At 34.9% G+C, this 17722-nt stretch carries 17 protein-coding genes; 5 read left to right on the forward strand and 12 right to left on the reverse strand.

All coding sequences use genetic code 11. The features are described from left to right. Positions 1-519, reverse strand: a complete 519-nt coding sequence (locus tag AC6CHK_RS10465; protein ID WP_498095840.1) for an RNA polymerase sigma factor — start codon at positions 517-519, stop codon at positions 1-3. A gap of 242 nt (positions 520-761) precedes the next feature. Here AC6CHK_RS10465 and AC6CHK_RS10470 point away from each other — a divergent pair, with 242 nt between their 5' ends. Next, positions 762-1964, forward strand: coding sequence for a C1 family peptidase (locus tag AC6CHK_RS10470; RefSeq protein WP_498095841.1), 1203 nt, complete (start codon positions 762-764; stop codon positions 1962-1964). 201 nt (positions 1965-2165) lie between these two features. Here the strand turns inward: AC6CHK_RS10470 and AC6CHK_RS10475 are convergent, their stop codons facing one another. Next, on the reverse strand, positions 2166-3227 hold the full coding sequence (locus AC6CHK_RS10475; protein WP_498095843.1) for an NADH:flavin oxidoreductase: 1062 nt from the start codon (positions 3225-3227) through the stop codon (positions 2166-2168). Between the two features lie 153 nt (positions 3228-3380). On the opposite strand from AC6CHK_RS10475, the gene AC6CHK_RS10480 reads away from it, so the two are divergent. Further along, positions 3381-3737: a winged helix-turn-helix transcriptional regulator gene (locus tag AC6CHK_RS10480; protein WP_498095845.1), complete on the forward strand. Its 357-nt coding sequence runs from the start codon at positions 3381-3383 to the stop codon at positions 3735-3737. Positions 3738-3780: 43 nt separating this feature from the next. Here AC6CHK_RS10480 and AC6CHK_RS10485 read toward each other — a convergent pair whose 3' ends face one another. Both AC6CHK_RS10485 and AC6CHK_RS10490 read right to left on the reverse strand, forming a co-directional pair. Beyond that, complete coding sequence (locus AC6CHK_RS10485) at positions 3781-4596, reverse strand: hypothetical protein (protein ID WP_498095847.1); 816 nt, start codon at positions 4594-4596, stop codon at positions 3781-3783. Between the two features lie 87 nt (positions 4597-4683). Further along, positions 4684-7116, reverse strand: a complete 2433-nt coding sequence (locus AC6CHK_RS10490; protein ID WP_498095849.1) for an alpha-ketoacid dehydrogenase subunit alpha/beta — start codon at positions 7114-7116, stop codon at positions 4684-4686. Between the two features lie 136 nt (positions 7117-7252). Between AC6CHK_RS10490 and AC6CHK_RS10495 the strand changes: the two genes are divergently transcribed. Further along, positions 7253-7549, forward strand: coding sequence for a hypothetical protein (locus AC6CHK_RS10495; RefSeq protein WP_498095851.1), 297 nt, complete (start codon positions 7253-7255; stop codon positions 7547-7549). On the opposite strand, the gene AC6CHK_RS10500 is transcribed toward AC6CHK_RS10495, so the two are convergent. From AC6CHK_RS10500 to queA, 4 genes are all read right to left on the reverse strand, one after another. Next, positions 7546-8523: a polyprenyl synthetase family protein gene (locus AC6CHK_RS10500; protein ID WP_498095853.1), complete on the reverse strand. Its 978-nt coding sequence runs from the start codon at positions 8521-8523 to the stop codon at positions 7546-7548. The genes AC6CHK_RS10495 and AC6CHK_RS10500 overlap by 4 nt on opposite strands. Before the next feature lie 72 nt (positions 8524-8595). Then, complete coding sequence (locus tag AC6CHK_RS10505) at positions 8596-9504, reverse strand: hypothetical protein (RefSeq protein WP_498095855.1); 909 nt, start codon at positions 9502-9504, stop codon at positions 8596-8598. A 45-nt stretch (positions 9505-9549) separates the two neighbouring features. Next, positions 9550-10584 (reverse strand): dual-specificity RNA methyltransferase RlmN, encoded by a 1035-nt coding sequence (gene rlmN / locus AC6CHK_RS10510; RefSeq protein ID WP_498095856.1) that lies wholly within the window; start codon positions 10582-10584, stop codon positions 9550-9552. A gap of 92 nt (positions 10585-10676) precedes the next feature. Then, on the reverse strand, positions 10677-11726 hold the full coding sequence (gene queA, locus AC6CHK_RS10515) for a tRNA preQ1(34) S-adenosylmethionine ribosyltransferase-isomerase QueA (protein WP_498095858.1): 1050 nt from the start codon (positions 11724-11726) through the stop codon (positions 10677-10679). A gap of 201 nt (positions 11727-11927) precedes the next feature. Here queA and AC6CHK_RS10520 point away from each other — a divergent pair, with 201 nt between their 5' ends. Further along, positions 11928-12620 carry an AIM24 family protein gene (locus AC6CHK_RS10520; RefSeq protein ID WP_498095860.1) on the forward strand — a complete coding sequence of 231 codons (693 nt, stop codon included), beginning with the start codon at positions 11928-11930 and terminating at the stop codon, positions 12618-12620. A 53-nt stretch (positions 12621-12673) separates the two neighbouring features. On the opposite strand, the gene AC6CHK_RS10525 is transcribed toward AC6CHK_RS10520, so the two are convergent. From AC6CHK_RS10525 to AC6CHK_RS10540, 4 genes are all read right to left on the reverse strand, one after another. After that, positions 12674-13162: a DNA-deoxyinosine glycosylase gene (locus AC6CHK_RS10525; protein WP_498095862.1), complete on the reverse strand. Its 489-nt coding sequence runs from the start codon at positions 13160-13162 to the stop codon at positions 12674-12676. A gap of 108 nt (positions 13163-13270) precedes the next feature. Beyond that, positions 13271-15265, reverse strand: a complete 1995-nt coding sequence (locus tag AC6CHK_RS10530) for a S9 family peptidase (RefSeq protein ID WP_498095864.1) — start codon at positions 15263-15265, stop codon at positions 13271-13273. Between the two features lie 185 nt (positions 15266-15450). Further along, positions 15451-15795 carry a phage holin family protein gene (locus AC6CHK_RS10535; RefSeq protein WP_498095866.1) on the reverse strand — a complete coding sequence of 115 codons (345 nt, stop codon included), beginning with the start codon at positions 15793-15795 and terminating at the stop codon, positions 15451-15453. Positions 15796-15881: 86 nt separating this feature from the next. Further along, positions 15882-16304 (reverse strand): PaaI family thioesterase, encoded by a 423-nt coding sequence (locus AC6CHK_RS10540; protein ID WP_498095868.1) that lies wholly within the window; start codon positions 16302-16304, stop codon positions 15882-15884. Positions 16305-16386: 82 nt separating this feature from the next. Between AC6CHK_RS10540 and AC6CHK_RS10545 the strand changes: the two genes are divergently transcribed. Further along, the gene (locus tag AC6CHK_RS10545; RefSeq protein WP_498095870.1) at positions 16387-17694 is read left to right on the forward strand and encodes a DEAD/DEAH box helicase; all 1308 of its coding nucleotides are present in this window, start codon (positions 16387-16389) and stop codon (positions 17692-17694) included. Positions 17695-17722 lie beyond the last annotated feature (28 nt).

Below are 17722 nucleotides of genomic sequence, written 5' to 3' on the forward strand. Positions count from 1 at the left end.
TTAAATGTTTTGATTACCCAATAATTCCTGTAATTTTTTCCTTGCAAAATTGAGCTGAGATTTTGAAGTACCTTCGCTTATCGAAAGCATCGCAGCAATTTCTTTATGCGGATATCCTTCAATCGCAAAAAGGTTAAAAATCGCTCGGCACCCTTCGGGAAGATAGTTGAGAAGTTTCAAAATATCTTTCTCAAAAGAAATACTGTCGGATTGTGTATCATGAGATTCTGCCAGTTCATCGTCAAAAGAAATATGAAGCGCTTTCATACTTCTTAATTTTTGGAGACATTCGTTGACTGCAATTTTCTTCGCCCAGGCTTCGAAAATTTCCGGATTTTGCAATTGATCCAGCTTTGTGAAAATCTTGTAAAATGTATCGGCCAATACTTCTTCAATATCTTCATCGTTTTTCAGATAGCGTTTGCAGACGGCGTACAGCTTGCCCGCCATTTTTTCGTAAACTTTCCGCTGTGCGTTCCGGTCTTTACGCTGGCATTCTAACAGTAATTCTTTTTCCATAGTCAGGCTTTATACTCTTATAGATGCAGAAATTTTGGAACAGGTTGGAAACACATTAAACTTTTTTTAAAAATAATCAAATAAACTCGCGAAAGGAAATTTCAATATTTAAAATTTAACACTTAAAATTGTTCAACTGAAATCAGTTTTCTCCAACTTAAAATATAATTTAGCCCTTTTCCCAGACTTTCGTGTAACAAATCATTAATATTGGCGACTATTCAGACATAATTTTTACAGTAATGAAAAATAAAAAATTTGCATCATTGCTTTTTGTTTTATGTACAGGAAGTATGATGTTTGCTCAAGATGACTTAATCAACAAGTTAAAAAACAATCAGTCTCAAAATGCTAACTTTCAGTTCACAACGTTAAAAGATGTTGGAGCGACTTCAGTGAAAAACCAAGGTTCTTCGGGAACTTGCTGGAGTTATTCGGGAAATTCTTTCCTTGAGTCTGAAATGCAGAGAATGGGCAAAAAACCTGTTGATTTGGCTGAAATCTTCACAGCAAGAAATTCTTATCACGACAAAGCAAAATTATTTGTTCTCAATAACGGAGCAATCAATTGGGGCGACGGAGGTGAATTGCATGATGTAGTGAATATGTACAAAAAGTACGGAGCAGTTCCTCAAGAAGTGTATACAGGTTTGAAAGCCGGACAAACGACCAACAATTTCAAAGAAATGCAGGAAAAGCTGAAGCCGGTTTTAGACAGTTTGGTTCAGGCTTCTACAAAAGGTAAACTTTCAGACAATTGGATGGATTCTGTGGATGCAATTTTGGATCAATATCTTGGAAAAGTTCCTGCAAACTTCATGTATGAAGGAAAAAACTATACACCGAAAACTTTTGCTAAAGAAGTTGTAGCCATCAATCCGGAAGATTATGTTGAATTGACATCTTATAAAGATTATCCTTATTATCAGAAATTTGTAGTTCCGATTCCTGATAACTGGAGCCACGATTCTGACTGGAATGTTCCGATGAAAGATCTAACAGCAATTATTGATAATGCCGTAAACAAAGGATATTCAATTGGTTGGGCAACAGACGTTTCGGAGCCTTATTTTTCGTATAAAAACGGCGTAGCATATGTTCCGGATGTTGATTTGAATCAAATCAGCGGTGATGTGAAAAAAGATTTATTTACTCAGCCTAAAAAAGACAAATCGATCACAGAAGATATGCGTCAAATGGCTCTTAACAACCTTTCTACAACCGATGACCATGGAATGCACATTGTAGGATTGGCAAAAGATCAGTCTGGAAAAGAATATTATATGGTGAAAAATTCTTGGGGTGTAACCAACGATTTTGACGGTTATCTGTATGTGACAAAACCTTATGTTGAGTATAAATCAACAGCAATTTTGGTTCATAAAAATGCAATCCCGAAAAACATCAGAAAGCAATTGAAACCAAACAAAAGCATTGGTTTGTAATAAAATTTTTTCTAAGTGATAATTTAGATATTTAAAACTTGTTAATCGCCGTCTGAAGAATTCTTCAGGCGGTTTTTATTTATCTTAATCTTAAATGAAATAATTTAAAAAACATTAAAAAAAACCGCTTCCAGATTGAAAGCGGCTTTTCTAAAAATCAAAAAAATTAGGTAAAATTATGTGTAAAAAAAGTGAATTGCCTTAATAAAGCACACCCATACTTTCAGGCGAAAAATCCATCAACTCACTCAAATTTCCGTCTTTTATTTTTGTTACCCATTGAGGATCTTGTAAAAGCGCACGACCGACAGCCACAAGATCAAAGTCTTCTCTATCCATTCTGCGAATCAATTCGGAAAGATCTGTTTTCTCGGTCCCGTGTCCTGCAAATGCGGCCATAAAATCTCCTTCAAGACCAACAGAACCAACAGTAATAGTTGGCTGTCCTGTAATTTTCTTTGCCCAACCTGCAAAATTAAAATCAGAACCATCAAATTCCGGTTCCCAAAAACGACGTTGCGAACAATGGAAAATATCAACTCCGGCTTCTTTTAACGGCAACAGCCAATCTTCCATTTCTTGTGGATTGTTTGCCAGTTTTGTTTTATAATCCTGCTGTTTCCATTGTGAAAGACGGATAATAATGGTGAAATCTTCACCAACTGCTGCTCTGATTGCTTTTACCACATCAACTGCAAAACGACTTCTTTCTTTTAATGTTTTTCCGCCATATTCATCTGTTCTTGTATTGGTCACTTCCCAGAAAAACTGGTCGATCAAATATCCGTGTGCTCCGTGAATTTCAACAACATCAAAACCTAAATCTTTTGCAGATTTTGCTGAAGCCGCAAATTGAGCAATCGTATCCTGAATATCTTCCAAAGTCATTGTGGAGGCCTTTTCCATCTCCACTAAAGGGTAATCTGCCGAACTTCTTGTATCACCAACATGCCAGATTTGAGGCCCCATTTTTCCACCATTTTGGTGAACGCCGTCGATTACATTTTTCCAGCCGTTTAATGCTTCTGTTCCGTAAAAATCAGGAATATTTAGTATATTTTTTGAAGCCGGTCTATTAATAACCGTTCCTTCAGAAAGGATCAAACCAACATCCGAAGCCGCTCTTCTTGCATAATAATCTGCAATCTGCTGAGTCGGAACTCCATTATCTGATTGGGCTCTCGTCATCGGAGCCATTACAATTCTATTTTTAAGCTGTAAATTTTTGTATTGAAACGTTTTAAATAATGATTCTGTGTTCATTTTTAAATAATATTTTATAATTGTTACACAAAGTAACTAATAATAGTTCGTATTTGTATCTTTTGTTGAAAAAATAGTGGTAACTTCGCAGTAACTTACATTAGTAACAAAAAAGTAACGTTTAAATTAGTTGAACTTTATAAACAAAATCCTATGAAAAAGAATGAATTGATGAAATACAGTTGTCCGCTCGGCAAAGCGATGTCTGCATTGGGAAGCAAGTGGAAACCGATTATTGTATTAGTAATTAAAGACCGAAAATTACGCTTCGGGGAGCTTGCCGTACGAATCAATGTTATTTCCAGAAAAGTATTGACCGATCAATTGAGGGAAATGGAAAGTGATGGTTTGGTAATCCGCGAAGAGTTTAAAGAACTTCCTCCAAGAGTAGAATATTCGTTGACAGAAAAAGGATTGGCGTTGTTGCCAATTTTGTATTTATTGGAAGAATGGGAAACAAAATATCACGTTTTTGATCCTGAGAAAGCTATAACTGCAAGACTCTTTTAGAAAAAAAGGAAAAGAAAAAGGTGGTTGTTTAAAAGTTTTCTATTTATTTAAAAGAAAACAAATTTGATTCTGGAAAATTAAGAGATTCACTTTTTCTTAAAAGTTCTGTGATAGCATCGATTCGTGTTGAAATCAATCTTCTTCTATTTGAAATTGGCCAATCAGTCATTATTCCAAGTAATTTTGGATTTGCATTCTCCTCATAATTTTGAGGATCTAAATACCATAATCCACATCCACTAATTCCAAAAAGGTTTGGTCCAAAACTAAATTTTTTAGATTTAAAATTGACTGTTTCTTGTCTGTTATATTCTACAATAATATTTAATACCTCGTTCCTCTTTAATTTGGGGTATTCAGCTAAGTCAACACATTTTGTAAAATTTATAAATGGACGTGAATGAAATGAGCTTCGAGAAAAAGATTTTTTCGACCAACTTGAAGGATAACCAAAAACAATATAATTATGAAGGTAAGTTATATCATGATTAATTTCTAAATTACTTTCAATCACAAAATCATAGCTTTGAATTAAATCTTTTACAGATACATCATCTAATATTAAAATACCAATATCTAAATCATCATTGCTTCTACTAACTTTTGAATTGTTAATTATTAGTCTACCACCAGGTTTAAGTAATGTTTCGCCATTTCCCAAAGGAATAAATAGTTCATGAAAATCATCAAATACATGAGCAGCAGAAATAAGTAAATATAAATTTTGAATTTTCACAAATACACCTGTTCCATGAACTTTATAATCACTATAATTTTTAATTAGAATACAAGTATAATTTCGAATTATAGAAAGGCTTTCTATTTGTTTTTCTGCTATTTGTTTTATAATATTTTTCATAAAATACAATTACTCTAATATACTCATTTATCATAAAAAAACCGCTTCCTAAAAGAAAGCGGTTTTAAAATTTATCTAAAATCTCTATTAAAATATCGAAGGATATTTCTGAGGATTTGTTTCATTAAACATTGCATAAATTCTTTCAACCATATCATCCGAAGATGGCTTAGAGAAATAATCTCCGTCACTTGCATACGCAGGTCTGTGATCGTTTGCAGCGATCGTCAACGGATCAGAATCTAAATATCTGAATGCTTTTTGTTTCTCTAAAATCTGCTGAAGAATAAACGCTGAAGTTCCACCTTCCACATCTTCGTCGATTACGACTAATCTGTTGGTTTTCTTCACACTTTCAGCACTTTCGTGAGTTAAATCAAAAGGAATTAATGACTGAACATCAATAACTTCCGCAGAAATTCCTAGTTTTTCAAGTTCTTCTGCTGCTTCCATTACAATTCTCCAAGTCGATCCGTACGTTACCAAAGTAACATCTTTTCCTTCTTTTGTAACTTCGATTTTTCCGACAGGAACTGTGAATTCACCTAAGTTATCAGGTTGTTTTTCTTTTAATCTGTAACCGTTCAGACATTCAACAATTATTGCTGGATCGTCACTTTGAAGCATTGTATTGTAGAATCCGGCAGCTTTTGTTAAGTTTCTCGGAACCAATACCAAAATACCTTTTGAAAGGTTCAAAATTCCCGCCATTGGAGAACCTGAATGCCAAACTCCTTCCAATCTGTGACCTCTAGTTCTGATAATTACAGGTGCTTTCTGACCGCCTTTTGTTCTGTATTGAACCGTTGCTAAATCATCGCTCATTCCTTGCAAACAATACAAAATATAGTCTAAATACTGGATTTCAGCGATCGGTCTTAAACCTCTCATTGCCATACCAATTCCCTGACCCAAAATTGTAGCTTCACGGATTCCTGTATCTGCAACACGAACTTCACCGTATTTTTCCTGCATTCCTTCCAATCCCTGGTTTACATCACCGATATTTCCTGCATCTTCACCAAAAACTAAAGTTTCAGGATATTTTTCGAATATCTTATCAAAATTATTTCTTACCACTACTCTTCCGTCAACATCTTCTGAATTGTCGGAATAAATTGGCTTGATTTCTTTTACGTTTTCAGCTTTCCACTGAGACTGGGAATATAAATGTGAAGAATAATTGTCTTTTTCAACCTCAAAAATCTCATTATATTTCTGCATCAATTGGTTTCTTTCTGCAGAATTTGTCCCTCTTGTTGCCAATAAAGATTTTCTCACCAAATGGAAAACATCTTTTTTAGCTTTTGAAACTAATTTATTGAATTGACCAATATAATTTTCAATTTCAGAATTCTGACCTTTAAGGTTTTCAACAAAAGGTAAAACTGACTGAATCAAATCCGTAATCGTTTTCTGGTAACTTTCCCAAGCTGCTTTTTGACCTGCTTTTACCGTTCTTTTAGCTTCTTCGTCTATTGCATTTAACTCTTCAATGGTTGCAATGATCTCTTCATTTCCTTCGATTTCGATTGAATAATTTAAAATCCATTCTCTGAATTTCACCAAACCGTCAAACTGAGATTCCCAAGCCAGACGCTCTTCATTCTTATATCTTTCGTGAGAACCCGAAGTTGAGTGACCTTGAGGCTGCGTAACTTCAATCACATGAACGACTACAGGAATACTTTCCATTCTTGCAAACTGTTCGGCTCTCGCATAAGCATCCAGTAATGAAGGATAATCCCACGCTTTCACCTGAATAATTTCACATCCCTGAAATTCACCTTCTTTTCTTTGGAAACCGCTCAGCATTTCGGCAATATCTGCTTTTGCTCTTTGCTTCATCGTCGGAACCGAAATTCCGTAGCCATCATCCCAAATCGAAACAATCATCGGAACCTGAAGTGCACAAGCAGCATTCAGAGTTTCCCAGAAATGACCTTCTGCTGTAGAAGCATCTCCGATTGTCCCAAAAGCAATTTCGTTTCCTTCTTTTGAGAATTTTTCAGAACCGTCAAATTTTACGGTTTTATATATTTTTGAAGCTTGCGCCAACCCTAATAATCTTGGCATTTGCCCTGCTGTCGGAGAAATATCTGAAGAAATATTTTTCTGAGCCGTCAAGTCTTTCCAGCTTCCGTCTTCATTCAAACTTCTTGTTGCAAAATGGCCATTCATCTGTCTTCCGGCTGATGCAGGTTCTCTTTCAACGCTTGTATCTGCGTACAATTGTGCAAAAAAACTTTCAACAGTCAAAGCATTTACAGCCAATGCAAAAGTCTGATCTCTGTAATATCCCGAACGGAAGTCTCCATTTTTGAAAACTTTCGCCATCGCCAATTGAGGAAGTTCTTTTCCGTCCCCAAAAATCCCAAATTTAGCTTTTCCCGTCAGAACTTCTCTTCTGCCCAAATAAGACATTTCACGAGAGATTCTTCCTAATTTATAATCTTCAAGTATCTGATTTTTAAAGTCCTGAAAGGATATTTGCTGAGTTTCAATATAGGTTGTTTGCATAGCCAAATATTAAATATTTTTATTTCGAAGTATTTTGCTAATATACACTTTTTATATTAATTTTAATTTTTAATAATCTTTTTTAAAAATTTGATAATCAGAATAATTCTATCTTAATTTTACATAATATTAAAAAATGGAAAAGAAATCGCCTCATATTCTGAACGCATCCAGCAATTTGTTGGGTTTTTCGATGCTTATTATCACTTCGCTTAAGATCACAAAAACGAGCCACAATACTTATCTTGATGAGTTTGCGGGAATTGCTTGTGTGTTTTTTGCATGCAGCTGCTTTTTCTCGTTTATGGCGATAAGATCAAAGAAAGAAAAGACGGAGAACAGATTTGAACGTATTGCGGATTATTTATTTTTAATCGCTTTATTTTGTATTGTTTTGTCTGTGATTATGATCACAACAATGATTTTAGACTAAAATTTTCTCTCAATAACGTAATCGAGCATTGTATGCAAAGATGTTCTGATTTCAGAATCCGGAAATTCATTTAAAATATCTTTTGCTTTTTGCTGAAATTCTTTCATAATCTTGATAGCATAATCGAGACCGCCTGAACTTTTAACGAAAGCTATTAATTCTTTCACACGTTTCGGATCGTTATTATAGCGTTTTATCGTATCAAAATAATATTTTCTGTCTTTTTCGCCTGCTATTTTTAAAGTATGAATTAAAGGCAATGTCATTTTCTGCTCTTTAATATCAATTCCGACAGGTTTTCCGATAAAATTTGAGCTCAAATAATCAAATAAATCATCTTTGATCTGAAAAGCCATTCCGGTATACGTTCCGAAATCTCTCATTTTTTTTGCCAAAATCTCATCGGCATCATTCGACAAAGCTCCTATTTCGCAGCAAGCAGCTATTAATGTTGCTGTTTTCTGTCGGATAATTTCGTAATAAACATCTTCGGTAATATCAAGTTTCCGCGCTTTCTCCAACTGAAGAAGTTCGCCTTCAGACATTTCCCTAATTGTTCGTGAAATTACAGAAAGTAAATCGTAATCTTTGTGGTCTGTTGAAAGCAAAACAGCTTTTGACAATAAAAAATCACCAACCAAAACCGCAATTTTATTTTTCCATAAAGCATTGATTGAAAAGAAATTACGTCGCTTAAAACTTTCATCAACCACATCATCGTGAACGAGAGTTGCGGTATGAATCAGCTCAATCATCGAAGCACCACGATACGTTTTCTCGTTAACATTCCCAATCAATTTTGCACAAAGAAATACAAACATAGGACGCATCTGCTTACCTTTTGTTGTAACGATAAAACGTGTAACTTTGTCTAATAAAGCGACTTTGCTCTGCATAGATTCATAAAACTTCTGCTCGAAAAGTTTCATTTCCTCATTGATCGGTTGCTTGATTTCTTCTACAATATTGGCCACTATCTTTGAATGATGGATAAATAGTTATTAATTCTCACAAAGATAATTTTTTTCAGCCAATTTTAACAAAAATTAAAGTTTGAGTTTGGCTTTAGGTACAAAATAGAGATACGGCAATGTTTTCTTGATAGGCGAATAAAATTTTTCTCCGGAAATATAAATTCCTTTTTCGTCAACGGCAATTCCTTCAATCTGCCCGATGGATAAAGCGCTTCCCAAGTAATAATGTTTTGAAGGTTCTTCAAAAAAAATCCCCGGCTCGGTTTCGTTAAATATATCCAAAAAGACTTCAGTTTTCTTGGTGTAACCAACAACATAAAGCTTTTTATCAAAATAAGATGCATCGGTAACTACAAAATTCGTCTTGTAAGATTCTACTTTTTGTGCAGCCTGATTTTCGAAATTTTCAGGATCAATTGTGTAATGTGTAGTAGATTTGGAAGCCCATTCTTTGGTGAAAATATGTAGTTTTCCGTTTAAATAAATCATAGATTCCAAATCAAAATCAGTGCTCCTATTTTTGGAAGTGAAATCTTTCTGTTCAGGGAAATAAAAGGTTAGCGGCTGACCGTCTAAAGCTCTTTCTGAACCTGGAATTCTATATTGATTAGCAGAAGTCAGATTTTCATAAGAAACTTTATAAATTTTCAAATCTTTTCTTGTTCCTGCATTGTTTCCAAAATCTCCGATGTAGAAATTTATTCCGTCATTGGCTAAAGCTTCCCAATCTGTATTGATAAGATTTGTTTTTAAAACCTTAAGAATTTTTCCGGAATTTTTGTCGATTTCATACAATCTGGCAGGATTTCCACTGTCGTTGAAAGTGTATAATTTATCATCAAAAAAATTTAATCCGGAATTTTCCCGAATGGAATCATTTAAAACTGCAATCTTATATTTTTTAAGCTTAAAAATTTCTGCCTGTTGAGAAAAAGCAGCTTGAGAAAAACAAACAATAAAAAGCAGAATGACCTTATTCATCCTACAAAAATAATGTTTTAGATATAAATTGATTGTTAAGAAAGATTAAGCTGTCGTTTTATTGGCTAATTGTCCGCAAGCCGCATCAATATCTCCGCCTCGACTTTTTCTGATCATTACGGTAATTCCTGCATTTTCCAGCTGACGAACGTAATTTTCTTCCGCCTGTTTGTTGCATTGGTCGTATTTTCCGTCGCCAATCGGATTGTATTGAATCAGATTTACTTTAGAAGGAATCTGTTTGCAGTATTTAATTAAAGCTTTTATATCTTCATCTCCGTCATTGATGCCTTTCCAGACACAATATTCAAAAGTGATGACCGATCCTGTTTTTTTGTACCAATATTGAAGCGCTTCCATAATATCTGTCAACGGAAATTTATCCGAAAACGGCATTATTTCGTTACGCTTGGATTCAATTGCGGAATGAAGCGATAAAGCTAATTTCACACGCAATTCATCATCCGCCAACATTTTAATCATCTTTGGAATCCCCGAAGTAGAAACGGTAATCCTTCTCGGTGACATTCCCAAACCTTCCGGCTGGGTAATTTTTTTAATGGCTTCAACTACGTTTTTGTAATTCATCATCGGCTCGCCCATTCCCATAAAAACGATATTGGTAAGCGGTCTGTTGAAATACATTTTACTTTGGCTGTCGATTAAAGCGACCTGATCTACAATTTCTGCAACTTCCAGGTTTCGCATTCTTTTTAGTCTTGCCGTTGCGCAGAATTCGCAGTTTAATGAGCATCCAACTTGTGAAGAAACACATGCAGTCGTTCTGGTTTCTGTTGGAATTAATACCGATTCTACCAATAAACCGTCGTGAAGTTTCACTCCGTTTTTGATCGTTCCGTCGGTGCTTTTCTGAAGCTGATCTACGGAAACCGGATTGATGGTATATTCTTCGGAAATTTTGTCGCGAAGTTGCTTTGAAAGATTCGTCATTTCCTCAATTGAATGGAGATTTTTGCTCCACAACCAATCGTAAACCTGCTTCGCACGAAACGGTTTTTCTCCCAAAGACGAAAAATAGTCTTTAAGCTGGTCGAGTGATAATGTACGAATGTCTTTCAAAATATTGTTTTTTAAATTATAAATTTTAGATTAAAACCCTTCACAAAAGTTAGGATTCAATCTAAAATTTATAATCTATAATTTAAAATTAATTACAAAATAAGCATTGCATCACCGTAAGAATAGAATTTATACTTTTCTTTTACGGCTTCTTCGTATGCATGCATGATAAATTCTTTGCCTGCAAACGCTGCAATCATCATTAATAATGTAGATTTTGGAGTATGGAAATTGGTAATCATCGCATTCGCAACACCAAAATCGTGAGGTGGATAAATAAATTTATTTGTCCAACCATTGAATGCAGAAATTTTTCTGTTTGAGGAAACTGAAGTTTCAATAGCTCTCATCGTAGTCGTTCCTACGGCGCAAACTCTTCTGTTTTCCTGAACTGCTTTATTGATTATTTCAGCATTTTTTTCATCGATGATGATTTCTTCAGATTCCATTTTATGTTTCGAAAGATCTTCTACCTCGATTGGGTTGAAAGTTCCTAAACCAACATGCAAAGTAACTTCAGCAAAATCGATTCCTTTGATTTCCAATCTTTTCATTAAATGTCTTGAAAAGTGCAAACCGGCCGTTGGCGCAGCAACAGCTCCTTCCACTTTCGCATAAATTGTCTGATATCTTTCGGCATCTTCGGGCTCAACTTCTCTTTTGATATATTTCGGAAGCGGAGTTTCTCCCAACTCTTTCAGCTTGGTTCTGAATTCTTCATAAGAACCGTCGAATAAAAACCTCAAAGTTCTTCCTCTTGAAGTTGTATTGTCAATGACTTCAGCGACCAAAGATTCGTCTTCGGTAAAGAATAATTTATTTCCGATTCTTATTTTTCTTGCAGGATCTACCAAAACATCCCAAACGCGGGTTTCTTTATCAAGCTCTCTTAAAAGGAAAACTTCAATTTTAGCTCCTGTTTTTTCTTTATTTCCGTAAAGACGTGCCGGGAAAACTTTAGTATTATTGAAAATGAACAAATCTTTTTCTTCAAAATAATCTACAACATTTTTAAACAACTTGTGTTCAATGGTTTGTGTTTTTCTGTCAAGCACCATTAATCTGGCTTCATCTCTGTGTTCAGATGGGTGTTCTGCTAATAATTCTGCAGGAAGGTCGAAATTAAAATCGGATGTCTTCATTTTTTAAATTACGGTTTAAAAATTATTTAAAAATTACTTAATGTAATTTTCGGACTGCGAATATACAACATTAAACACCCCTTTGTCAAGTCTTTATTTTAAGGGCTGCTCTGACAGCGTGTTGAAGCATTAAAGTTTTTTAATATTAATAATTCTATTAAAGAAAAATAGTATTTTTAGGCTAAATAAAATCATAAAAATATGAGCAAATATTCATTGGAATCATTCGTTAACGAAACTAAAGAAAATCCACAGGAAAGAGACTATTTTGAGCTGGAAAAGCCTGCTCTTTTAGAAATCAACCTCAACAATCAGGCGGTATGGACGAAAACCGGAAGCATGGTCGGCTACGTTGGAAATATCAATTTTGAAAGGCAAGGAATGCTGGCCGGCGGATTGGGAAATTTCCTGAAAAAAGCAATTAGCGGTGAAGGTTCCAAACTAATGAAAGCTGAAGGAACAGGAAAATTGTATGTTGCAGATTCAGGGAAAAAAGTAAGAATCCTTTATCTAAATAACGAAACCGTTTGTGTAAACGGAAACGATGTTTTAGCTCACGAACAAAGCATAAAAAGCGATATTACAATGCTAAAAAGTATTGCAGGTGTAATGTCGGGAGGCTTATTTCAGGTGAAACTTTCGGGAACAGGTCACATTGCTATCACCACCCACGGTGAACCGTTAACTTTGATGGTGACGCCAGACGCGCCAGTTTTTACAGATCCTAATGCAACGGTTGCATGGTCCGGAAATCTAAGTCCCGAACTTAAAACCAATGTTTCATTTAAAAGTTTAATCGGAAGAGGAAGCGGTGAAGAATTTCAGATGAAATTTTCCGGAAACGGATGGGTTTTGATACAGCCGTATGAAGAAGTTTATGTTTTGGAAAAATAAAACTTAACAATATATAAATGAAGCAAGGACTTTTTGTTCTTGCTTCATTTTTTTTAGATATACTCTAAAATCTTTTTCCAGTCATCCAGTTTTTTTTCAAAAGAAACGGTGTGAAGCGGGCTTGTCGAAGGCAGCAAAATTACAGGAATTCTAAAATTCTTTCCTAAAATCTTCTGCAAATTTTTATATGATTTTCCACCATTGCAAAATATAGCCTCAATATTTGGATGTTCTTGTAAAAGCTCAGCAATCTGATTAGCTTCTTCGTTTTTTATTTCAGAATCGAGGCTTCCTTTTCTTTCACATGAATCGATGACGTCCCACAAAGCGATCTGATGTTTTTTAAGAATACGGATGCGCTCCGAATAATCTTCTGTAAATTCTTCATTAAGCAATTCAAAAATAATTCTCCAGAATTTGTTTTGCGGATGAGCATAATATTGTTGTTTTTCCAGAGATTTCACACCGGGAATTGAACCTAAAATTAAAATTTTAGAACTTTTATCAATTATTGGCGGAAATGAAGAAATCCTGTTTTGCATGATTCAAATATATAAGTTTCAGCTAAACCAATACTAAACAAAAAACGGGCTAAAGCCCGTTTCTATTGATATTGAATAATTAATTATTATTTATTCACTTTAAATTAATTACAAAGTTTCCTTCAACCAATCAAAAAATTCTCTTTGCCAAACCAAGCCGTTTTGCGGATGCAGAACCCAGTGATTTTCATTCGGGAAATATACAAATTTTGTTTTCAGGCCTTTTAGTTTTGCAGCTTGAAATGCTTCTTGTCCTTGCTCGTAACCAACTCTAAAGTCGATTCCACCCTGCACGATCATAATTGGTTTATTCCATTTATCTACAAAATTACTTGGATTAAATTCTGTATAAGCTTTTGGCAAAGGCTTTTCCCAAGGCGAACCCAAATCCCAATTTGCAAACCACAATTCTTCAGTTGTCAAATACCAAGATTTCATATCAAAAAGTCCATCGTGAGCGATGAAGGTTTTGAATCTATTGTTGTGAATTCCCGCCAACATAAATACGCTGTAACCACCGTAACTAGCGCCAACTGCCGCAATTCTCTCATCATCAACATAAGGTAAAGTTTTCGCAAAATCTGTTGCCGCCAAATAATCTCTCATCGGTTGTCCGCCCCAGTCTTTTGAAATTTCTTCATTCCATTTTGTTCCCCAGCCCGGCATTCCGCGACGATTTGGTGCAACCACAATGTATCCGTTGGCAGCCATTAAAGCAAAATTCCATCTTGTGCTGAAAAACTGCGTCAAAGCAGATTGTGGGCCACCCTGACAATACAATAAAGTCGGATATTTTTTATTCGGATCAAAGTTTGGAGGATAATGGAACCACACTCCCATTTCTTTTCCGTCCGAAGTTTTTACCATTTTCAATTCAAATTTTCCTTGTGTTAATTTCGAATAAACATCTTTATTAACTTCGGTAACCTGCTGCAATTCTCCGTTTTTAAGATTTACAGAAAACAATTCTGACGCGTGATTGATATCTGTTTTTGAAACTAAAAGCGAGTTTTTATTATTCGCAAAAATTTCATTAATATCAAAATCTCCTTTTGTAATCTGCTGAACTTTAGAATTTTTAGGATCTAAAGAAAAAAGCTGTTTTGTTCCTCTAAATGCTGCTGTAAAATAGATCGTTTTTGAATCTCCACCCCAGAAAAAATCTCCTGAAACGCTTTCATCCCAATTGCTTGTAAGATTTGAAGTTTTTCCGGACTTCCAATCCATCAATTTAATGTCGTTTTTATCAGCTTCATATCCTTCTCTCTCCATGCTTTGCCAGATCAGAGATTTCCCATCCGGACTGAATTTTGGGTTGACATCGTAACCTTTATTAGTTTCAGTTAAATTTTTTGTTGATCCTGAAGCCAAATCATAAGCAAAAATATCTGTATTGGTGCTTGTTGCATATGCTGCACCGCTTTTCGGTTTTGTAACATATAAAAGTTGTGAAGAATCCGGACTCCAAACAAAATCTTCTGCTCCACCGAAAGGCCTTTGCGGAGAATCCCAGGCTTTTCCTTCCAACAAATCTTTTGCAGCATCTACTTTATCAGAAACGTTGACTACAAAAACGTGATTGTATTTGCCTTCATTAAAGTAATCCCAATGCCTGTGGTTTAAGTCTGTATAAACTTGCGCAGTTGTTTTTGGAGTATCGGAATATTTATCTTTTCCCATTACTTTTTCCACCAAAACCTGCTTACTGAAAGCTATTTTCTTTCCGTCAGGAGAAATTACGATGTTATCAACTTCACCGATTGTGTAAAATTCAGTCCAGGTTTTTCCGCTGTCTTTTGAAAGGAAAATTTTGTCACCTTCCTGGGCATAGATTCCGTTTTTATCCCACTGAATTAAAGCTTTTTTACCTAAATCTATTTTAGAAGACTGGTTATTGAGAACATTTAATAAATAATTTTCATTTTTCTTTTTTTCAGTTTTAAGATCAACTTGTCCTACTTTATAAATAAGCGAAGATTGATCTGGCGAAACAGCCTGAACACCGACTTTTTTCAGAGTCCAAAGAATTTCCGGCGTCATTACTTGTTGTGCATTCATTAAAAGCGGAGCTGCCAAAGCGAGCAGACTGTACTTAAGTTTCATAATTTTTTGTTTAAATCAAAGATCGTCAAAGTTAGTATTTAAAATAAAAACGGACGAAAAATTAACGGCTAAGTTTATTAAGACTTCGAATTGTATTTATTACTTTAAGTTTTTCAATATTAAATATGTTTACAATAACAAAAAACCGTCAAAATGACGGTTTTATACATACTATTTATTAAAAATTAATCTCTATCTGAAAACATAGAATTTGCCAGCGAAGTAATTAGGGAAAGTGCAATGCTGAAAATCAATGCCCACCAAAAACCATCTACAACCATGCTGTCGATGAAATAATCTGCCAACAAAATTATCAAAGCATTAATCACCAAGGCAAACAACCCTAACGTGATAATCGTAAGCGGCAATCCTAAAAGACTTAAGATTGGTTTTACAAATAAATTCAACAAAGCTAAAACGATTGCAAAAATTACAGCCGTTCCAAAGCTGTCAAATTGTACGCCGGGTAAGATTTTTGTGAGTAAAAAAGCAACTACAGCGGTGATGAGTAATCGGATAATTAAGTTCATGGTTTATTTTTTTAATGTTAATGTTTTCTTGATGAACAAATCTCATTCCAAAGCAATAAATCCTTGATCGGCATTGGCTTTAAACATCATTTGATTTTCATCATCGTTACCAATGAAGTGGCAACATGACTTTCTGAATCATGATTTTCCTTCACCGTATAAATTTCTGTTCGGATCACGCTTATTTTATTCCCGCCTTTTATCACATAAGCTTTTGAAACCAACGCATCGCCAATTGCCGGCCGAAGGTAATTCACTTTTAATTCAACGGTTACCACGTAACAATCTTCTTCATAATGACTTACCGCCGCATAACCGGACGATACATCCACCAAAGAAGCGATCATTGCACCATTGAACATTCCAGCTTTTCTGGTCATGAGTTCCATTTTCGGGATTTTTATGGAAACAAAATCAGTTTCTACTTCAAGAAGTTCAGCTTTATAAAATTGTAAAGTTTCTGAACGGTTGAAACTGTCGGTCATGAGTTTTCTTTTCTGGGGAGACATGGGTTTGATATTTGATGTTTAGTAAAGTTCTTTAAAATAATTAAAATTTCTTAAAAAATTTCTTTTCACTTACCTTTGCAAAATGGAATTAGAATCTATTTACAAAAAACTGCAGATTCAGGATATGAATCAGATGCAGAAATCTACATACAAAACTACGGAAAACAATACAGATGTTGTTTTACTTTCGCCTACGGGTTCAGGAAAAACACTTGCTTTTTTGTTTCCGGTTCTTAGAAATCTACAGAAAGAATCCACAGGAATTCAGGCATTGATTGTGGTTCCGGCAAGAGAACTGGCTTTACAAATCGAGCAGGTTTTCAAATCGATGGGAACAGATTTTAAGGTGACAGTTTGCTACGGTGGTCACGATAAAAAAATTGAGATAAACAATCTTAAGGAAGCTCCTGCTGTGTTAATTGGAACGCCCGGAAGAATTGCCTATCACATGAGGAATAAAAATCTTGATGTGAAAACAATCAAAAATCTGGTGCTCGATGAATTCGATAAGGCTTTGGAATTAGGCTTTCATGATGATATGGAATATATTATCGAAAATATGTACAATCTTTTTCAGAGAATTCTGACTTCGGCCACAGCGATGGATGAAATTCCAAAGTTTACAGGTTTAAAAAATGAAAAAATAATCGATTTCTTAAAATTAGGAGAAAATAAACCTGATATTCAGTTAAGAAAAGTAATGACGACTTCTGAAGAAAAACTGGATACTTTATTTCATCTGATTTGTAAAATCGGTAATAAAAGAACCCTTATTTTCTGTAATCACAGAGAAACCGTTGACCGTATTGCCGACTTGCTTTTGGATAAAGGAATTGCCAGAGAAACTTTCCACGGTGGTATGGAACAGGACGAAAGAGAACGTGCTTTACTGAAATTCAGAAATGATACGGCCAGAGTTTTAATTACTACAGATTTGGCTGCGCGTGGTTTAGATGTTCCTGAAGTTGAGTCGATTGTACATTATCAGCTGCCGGCAACAGAAGATGCTTTTATTCACAGAAACGGTCGTACCGCGAGAATGAATGCCAAAGGTTTCGCTTATATGGTCATGACAGAAGATGAAAAATTCCCGTTCATCAAAAAAGATACCCCTGAAGAATCTGTAAAAGAATTTTCTAAAGTTCCTGCCAACCCACCATTTCAGACGATTTACATCAGCGCAGGAAAAAAAGATAAAGTAAATAAAGTAGACATCGTGGGATATTTACTGAAAAAAGGTGAATTGCAGAAAGAAGATTTAGGCTTGATCGAAGTAAAAGACACCACTTCGTATGTTGCAGTTTCGAGAACTAAAGTAAAAGATTTACTTAAAAAACTGAGCAATGAAAAGCTTAAAGGCAAAAAAGTAAAGATGGAAGTTGCTTATTAAAATTAAATTTAAACCATTAAGATTTTTT

This window comes from Chryseobacterium sp. GQ58 (genome assembly GCF_059758895.1).

Coding starts and splice junctions, on each gene's coding strand:
- AC6CHK_RS10490 (WP_498095849.1), bottom strand. CDS start 7,116: ATGCAAACAACCTATATTGAAACTCAGCAAATATCCTTTCAGGACTTT.
- AC6CHK_RS10465 (WP_498095840.1), bottom strand. CDS start 519: ATGGAAAAAGAATTACTGTTAGAATGCCAGCGTAAAGACCGGAACGCA.
- AC6CHK_RS10475 (WP_498095843.1), bottom strand. CDS start 3,227: ATGAACACAGAATCATTATTTAAAACGTTTCAATACAAAAATTTACAG.
- AC6CHK_RS10540 (WP_498095868.1), bottom strand. CDS start 16,304: ATGTCTCCCCAGAAAAGAAAACTCATGACCGACAGTTTCAACCGTTCA.
- AC6CHK_RS10505 (WP_498095855.1), bottom strand. CDS start 9,504: ATGAATAAGGTCATTCTGCTTTTTATTGTTTGTTTTTCTCAAGCTGCT.
- AC6CHK_RS10480 (WP_498095845.1), top strand. CDS start 3,381: ATGAAAAAGAATGAATTGATGAAATACAGTTGTCCGCTCGGCAAAGCG.
- queA (WP_498095858.1), bottom strand. CDS start 11,726: ATGAAGACATCCGATTTTAATTTCGACCTTCCTGCAGAATTATTAGCA.
- AC6CHK_RS10470 (WP_498095841.1), top strand. CDS start 762: ATGAAAAATAAAAAATTTGCATCATTGCTTTTTGTTTTATGTACAGGA.
- AC6CHK_RS10545 (WP_498095870.1), top strand. CDS start 16,387: ATGGAATTAGAATCTATTTACAAAAAACTGCAGATTCAGGATATGAAT.
- AC6CHK_RS10495 (WP_498095851.1), top strand. CDS start 7,253: ATGGAAAAGAAATCGCCTCATATTCTGAACGCATCCAGCAATTTGTTG.
- AC6CHK_RS10520 (WP_498095860.1), top strand. CDS start 11,928: ATGAGCAAATATTCATTGGAATCATTCGTTAACGAAACTAAAGAAAAT.
- AC6CHK_RS10530 (WP_498095864.1), bottom strand. CDS start 15,265: ATGAAACTTAAGTACAGTCTGCTCGCTTTGGCAGCTCCGCTTTTAATG.
- AC6CHK_RS10525 (WP_498095862.1), bottom strand. CDS start 13,162: ATGCAAAACAGGATTTCTTCATTTCCGCCAATAATTGATAAAAGTTCT.
- AC6CHK_RS10485 (WP_498095847.1), bottom strand. CDS start 4,596: ATGAAAAATATTATAAAACAAATAGCAGAAAAACAAATAGAAAGCCTT.
- AC6CHK_RS10535 (WP_498095866.1), bottom strand. CDS start 15,795: ATGAACTTAATTATCCGATTACTCATCACCGCTGTAGTTGCTTTTTTA.